This window comes from candidate division KSB1 bacterium (assembly GCA_022562085.1).
Classification (GTDB): Bacteria; Zhuqueibacterota; Zhuqueibacteria; order Oceanimicrobiales; family Oceanimicrobiaceae; genus Oceanimicrobium.
Genome location: JADFPY010000316.1, coordinates 1 through 5263 on the forward strand (window position 1 = coordinate 1; position 5263 = coordinate 5263).

Consider the following 5263-nt stretch of genomic DNA (forward strand, 5'->3'; position numbering starts at 1 on the left):
GAAAGTGCGGTAGGCTTGTTCGCTGATGGCAAATGCGCCGGGAAAAGCTTTCATACTTCCGGTCACGCCGTAATTTAGTGTCGGCGCGATCATGGCATTCAGCCTGGCAGCGAGTTCCCGGGCCATGGCTTCCGGGGCAAGATTATCCGAGCCGTTTGGAAGCACACCATGCGGCTCAAGTGTTCCGACCGGCAACAGAACCGTTTCGATTTTCTCAGGTACCAACTCCTGAAACTCCTGCCAGGTGACCAAATTCATTTCGCGGGTCGAAGGGTTCGATTCCTGTGCGCTGGCAAAAAATGGCAGCGCACAAATCATCAGGATAGTCCAAACGCAACTACGCAGAGTGGGCATGACATTATCTCCTTTCTTAAAAAAGATTTTATAACAAAAAAAGGCTCCATAACGAGCCTTTTTTTAAGAATGATTTTGAATCTTTAGAACGGTTTTATGACCGCAAGGTAGGTCGCAAGGATTCCCAGCGCGATGCTGAGTCCCGCCCAGACCGTGCTCATTTCCGGTTTACGCTTGATCAAGACCATGAGCCCGCCGAACACCACCCAGATAATCAGCTTTCCGATAACCCAGCCATCAAAGTCTAAACCGATTTTGGCGATAATACCGAAACCGGCAATCAAGGCAATGAGCAGCCCCGTGCCGTGCAACATGCTCATCATCTTGTTGGCAGCAGCGCCGGCCTCTTTTGCCTGCGCCAATGCGATCATGCCGCCGATAGACAAAAATATCATTAGAACCGCTGATAGATGCAGAATTTTGTAGAAGTCGTAAGACATGGTTCCTCCTGGTTATAAAGTCATCCGGATCGGTGAAATACCATCAGAATTTTATTTCGTAAAGTCGAACCCGCACCCTACAAATTGCAAGTTTAGGAAGCCAGTTTGTTTACTGCCTCGGAAACAGCATCGTAATTCGGATGCTCGCCAATTTCCGGTACATATTCCACGTATTGCACCGTGTCGTTTTCATCGACTAAAAAAATTGCACGGCTCAGCAGGCGCAGCTCCTTTATCCAGGTTCCATAAGCTTCGCCAAAGTTTACCGCCCTGTGGTCAGACAACGTTTTCACTTTGTCGACTCCGGTGGCCCCGCACCAGCGACCTTGTGCAAACGGCAGGTCGCAGCTAACTGCATAAACAGCCACGTTATCCGGAAAACGGGTGACGGCATCGTTGAAGCGTCTTGTCTCAGCGTCACAAATAGCTGTGTCCAAAGAAGGGAGAGACAGAATCAAACGCACCTTACCTTTATCGGTATCTAATGTTACTTCGGACATATCAGTAGCTAATGCACTAAAATCCGGCGCTTTGTCACCAACTTTTATTTCATTTCCCAAAAGGGTCATGGGATTCCCTTTAAATGTAACGCCCCCCTTTCTTTCAACCGGCATTTTTGAACCTCCTTTTTCTAAAACGTCTTGGACCCAGACACTAAGAACCACAAAGACTCTATGATCCTAATTTATTTTTCTAACCCGGTTAAGTCATGAATTTCCATTTCAGGCAAAACTTCAATATGTCATGCCCGAGTCGTCGGGCATCCCTTCCCTGCACTAAGTCGTTGAACGGTGATGAATTCCCACCCTCCGGAAAGGAGCATTTAATTTCTTCAATGTCTGCCATCTCTTATCTTCACGTTTATTTAAATCTTTTTCTCTGTGAGTTCTGTGCTCCTCGGTGTCCCTGTGTCCGTTTATTTAAATTGAAATATAAATGATTTGCGAAATTCATGCAAACAAAATCATTCGGAATCGATAATTTTCACGGGACAGTCAACTTGCTTGATTAACGCACTCACCATGGAGCCAAAAATAAACCTGGAAAGTTTGGAACGTTTTCTACGGGTGATCACAATTAGATCCGGCTTTTCTTCCTCGGTGATTTTTAAAGTTTCCTCCAGAACCGAACCGCTTTTAATAACCGACCGTACCGGTATATCCAGTTGTTGTGCAGTTTCTTGAATCCGACCGATTTTTGCTTCAGCCTGCATTTTATACTCCTTGAGTAAGGAGAGATATAGCTGCTCCGAAGGTTTGGAGCCGATCCACCCTTCGCTCGTGAGCGTATTTGCAATGTTGTCCGCATACTTCATGTCCAGAACAAAGAAAAGAACCAGCTCGGCATTTTCAAACTTTGCCAAAAGCATGGCATCTTCTATTGTCTTGCTTGAACTTCTTAAAAATGAGACGAGCAAAAGAATTTTTTTCATTTTAAAAACCCTAAAAAGTAAACCCAATCAATGGCCAATAAAAAAAGATTGAAAGACCAAAAACAATGAAAGCAAATATTTTTAGTATAAATCCCCCGATAATCGTGTGCCGCATCCGAACAAATCCGGATGAGTAAGCAATGGCGGTGGCAGGCGTCCCCATTGGCAGTTGAAATGCCAACCCGGCCGGGATTGTTAATGACAGAGTGACGATCCGGGGATCCAGGTCAAAATCAGCTGCCAATCCTAAAGCCAGCGGCAGCATTAAAGCTACTGCTGCGGTATTGCTTATTGCTTCGGTCAAAAACAAGGCGATAAACGCAATGCTCAGGAGCAACATCGACGGTGAATGTACAAAATAGCCCAATGATTTTTCGGCAAGCCAGTGTGCAGCTCCGGTCATATCCATTGCAAAGCCAAGACAAATCGCACCGCCGTACATCAAAAAGATGCCCCAGTTTACGTCAGCTTCGACTTCTGTCCAATCCAAAAGTCTGAAGATGAAAGCGACTACAACGGAAGCGATAGCAATGTTTGCCAGGCCAAATTTGGCACCGCCAAAAACCCAAGCAAGAATTGTTACAATCATCAACAATGCAATTGATTTCTCACGCCGGGTCATCCGGCCCATTTTCTCTTCTTTTTTCTTCAAGGCGGTTCGTGCTAGATCGACATTTTGAATTTCCGGCGCAAACATTTTGCTTAACACAAAATAGCCAAACGCAAGCATGGCGAAAACTGTCGGCAAAGCGGCCAAAGTCCAGTCTAAAAAGTCGATTGTCAGACCTGTATTCTGTTTTAGAATACCAACTGCCAGGGGTGCACGTGCGCCTCCCAAAAAAGTCGCAATCCCGCCAATGATACAGCCCCAGGTCATGGCGAGAAACAGGCCGGTACCAAAACGACTTTTTAAAGGAACCAACTTTAAAGCATTCACAACTTCTAAAACAATGGGAAACAGCATCGCAGCAACGGCATGTTCCGACATCCAAAAAGATAGAAAGGCCGACAAACATAAAAAACCGAGAAGTAAAAAATTTGGTGACCTGCCAAAATGCCGCAAGACAAGTAAAGCCAATCTTGTGCTGAGTCCGGAGCGCATAATTCCTGAGGCTAAAATAAAAGCGCCCAGAATAAAAAAGATCGCCTCATTACCAAATAGGGCATAAGAATCATGCGTCGACAACACGCCGGTCAATGGAAACAGAATCACCACAAGCAGGCTGGTAATCATCAAAGGCAGAGCATGAGTTACCCACAAGAAAATACAGACGGAGAAAATAGCCAGAGCTTTTTGTGCTTGTGGAGTCAATCCTTCCGGGGTTGGCAAATTTAAGATTACGAAAAAAATTGCGCAGGAAATTATGATTAAGAAAGGACGATACGCTCTTTGGACAAAGATTTCCAACTTTGAATAACCGCTCAGGAATTTAGTCATAATGTGCGGCTCTCCGTATTAATTCCAGGTGATGAACTGTGCTCTTTTGGCGGGCTGACAAACTGGACAGAAAAATGTATCGTGCCCTAATACACCGGCTCGCCGGATGGTCGTATTGCATTTCGGACAGGGCTGGTCTTTGCGATTGCGTACTTTAACGTGATCCCTGACTTTCATGTCAATCGGCTTTGCTGCTTGTTCAACTTGCTCGATGCCCCATTTTATCACGCGGAGAATACTGTCGTACAAAGTGTCGACTTCTGCCGCCGTTAACTGATTGCAGAAAGTTTTCGGATGCAGCCCGGCATCGAACAGAATTTCGTCGGCATAAGCGTTGCCGATGGCACTGAGCCGGGTTTGATCCATTAAAAAAACGCGCACTTGCTTGCGCTGTTTGGCTATCAGATTTTGAAATTTCTCCAAAGTAAATTCTTTGCTTAAAATATTTATGCCTTGCTGCAGATATCTTGGAATTTTATCAAAGTCAGCGGATTGGGTCAAGTAAACCTTGCCCATCTTTTTGTCATCCAGGTAGTTGAAATACGAGCCGTCGTCGAGGTGCAAAGAAAAACACATACTGCGGCCCGGCTTGTCTGCACTCTCAGCAATTTTGAATTTTCCGGCCAGCATCGGGTGAATTACCAACTCTACATCGCTCTCAAAAGTGAAAGTTAAAAACGGTCCGTGGCGGTAAACTTTCTGAAAACAAGCGTTCTTTAGTCCGTCCTCAAACCCCTCCGGAATGAGCGCCCGGAGGACAATCGGCTCTTTGATTTCGACAGCTTTGATTCTCTTGCCGGGTAAGAAATCGGCAAGATGTTTTTCAATGTAGACTAAGTCGGGTAGTTCAGGCATAAAAACCGGTTTTTCAAATCATGAATCTATTTCCAGCTCTTCGGGTTGTCTTTGTCTTCATCCCATTTCTCGGGGTTATGTATGATATATTCGCGAATTCGATTTAATTCATCTTCATCGCGGATTATGCGATCATAATAATTTCTCTGCCACAATTTGCCCGGAAAGTCTGGCCAGCTGTGCTGTTTGACACCGCGAATGTCTTCGTTTGCGGTCATTGTTTTAAACCATGGGACAAGGGTCGGTAGGGGCGTAACCTATGTGTTCGCCCTCGTGTGCGTCGGGGTGGGTGTCAGGTTCGGGGCAGACACGCAGGTCTACCCCTACATTCATAATCACAGCATGAAAATGGTTAGGCATAACAATGTGTTCATCACATTTGATGATTTTCACCTGACCTTTATCGGTGATCATGATATTGGCAGATTTGATGTCGCGGTGGGTGACGTCCTTTTCATGGGCGGCTTGCAGGCCTGCGGCGATTTGGGTGGCGTAATCCAGAACGTCGGGTAGGGGCACAAAATTTTGTGCCCCTACGATTTCGCGCAATTCCTGCCGTTCAATGTATTCCATGACGATAAACATCTCGTCATCGACTTCTTCGATATTGTAAATCGTGGCAATGTTGGGGTGGTTCAGCACTGCCGCTGCCTGCGCCTCGATTTTGAATCGCTCGCGCTCTTCTTCACTGGCGGCAATGCGGTGCGGCAAAAACTTGATGGCGACGTCGCGTTTAAGCTTGGT

At 45.9% G+C, this 5263-nt stretch carries 8 protein-coding genes; all 8 read right to left on the minus strand.

Features of this window, described 5'->3' with window-relative positions; genetic code table 11:
* A partial coding sequence (locus IH879_19055) for a creatininase family protein (protein ID MCH7677026.1) occupies window positions 1–318 on the minus strand: 318 nt, incomplete at its 3' end.
* A gap of 119 nt (window positions 319–437) precedes the next feature.
* Window positions 438–794, minus strand: a complete 357-nt coding sequence (locus IH879_19060) for a hypothetical protein (GenBank protein ID MCH7677027.1) — start codon at window positions 792–794, stop codon at window positions 438–440.
* A gap of 92 nt (window positions 795–886) precedes the next feature.
* Window positions 887–1408, minus strand: coding sequence for a thiol peroxidase (gene tpx, locus IH879_19065; protein MCH7677028.1), 522 nt, complete (start codon window positions 1406–1408; stop codon window positions 887–889).
* Window positions 1409–1758: 350 nt separating this feature from the next.
* On the minus strand, window positions 1759–2226 hold the full coding sequence (locus tag IH879_19070; protein ID MCH7677029.1) for a universal stress protein: 468 nt from the start codon (window positions 2224–2226) through the stop codon (window positions 1759–1761).
* 10 nt (window positions 2227–2236) lie between these two features.
* Entirely contained in the window at window positions 2237–3664 is a 1428-nt protein-coding gene (locus IH879_19075; GenBank protein ID MCH7677030.1) for a DASS family sodium-coupled anion symporter, read from the minus strand.
* A gap of 18 nt (window positions 3665–3682) precedes the next feature.
* A complete protein-coding gene (locus IH879_19080; GenBank protein ID MCH7677031.1) occupies window positions 3683–4519 on the minus strand; it encodes a DNA-formamidopyrimidine glycosylase in 837 nt (278 codons plus the stop codon).
* A gap of 26 nt (window positions 4520–4545) precedes the next feature.
* Entirely contained in the window at window positions 4546–4737 is a 192-nt protein-coding gene (locus IH879_19085; GenBank protein MCH7677032.1) for a hypothetical protein, read from the minus strand.
* A gap of 4 nt (window positions 4738–4741) precedes the next feature.
* A partial coding sequence (locus IH879_19090; GenBank protein ID MCH7677033.1) for a serine/threonine protein kinase occupies window positions 4742–5263 on the minus strand: 522 nt, incomplete at its 5' end.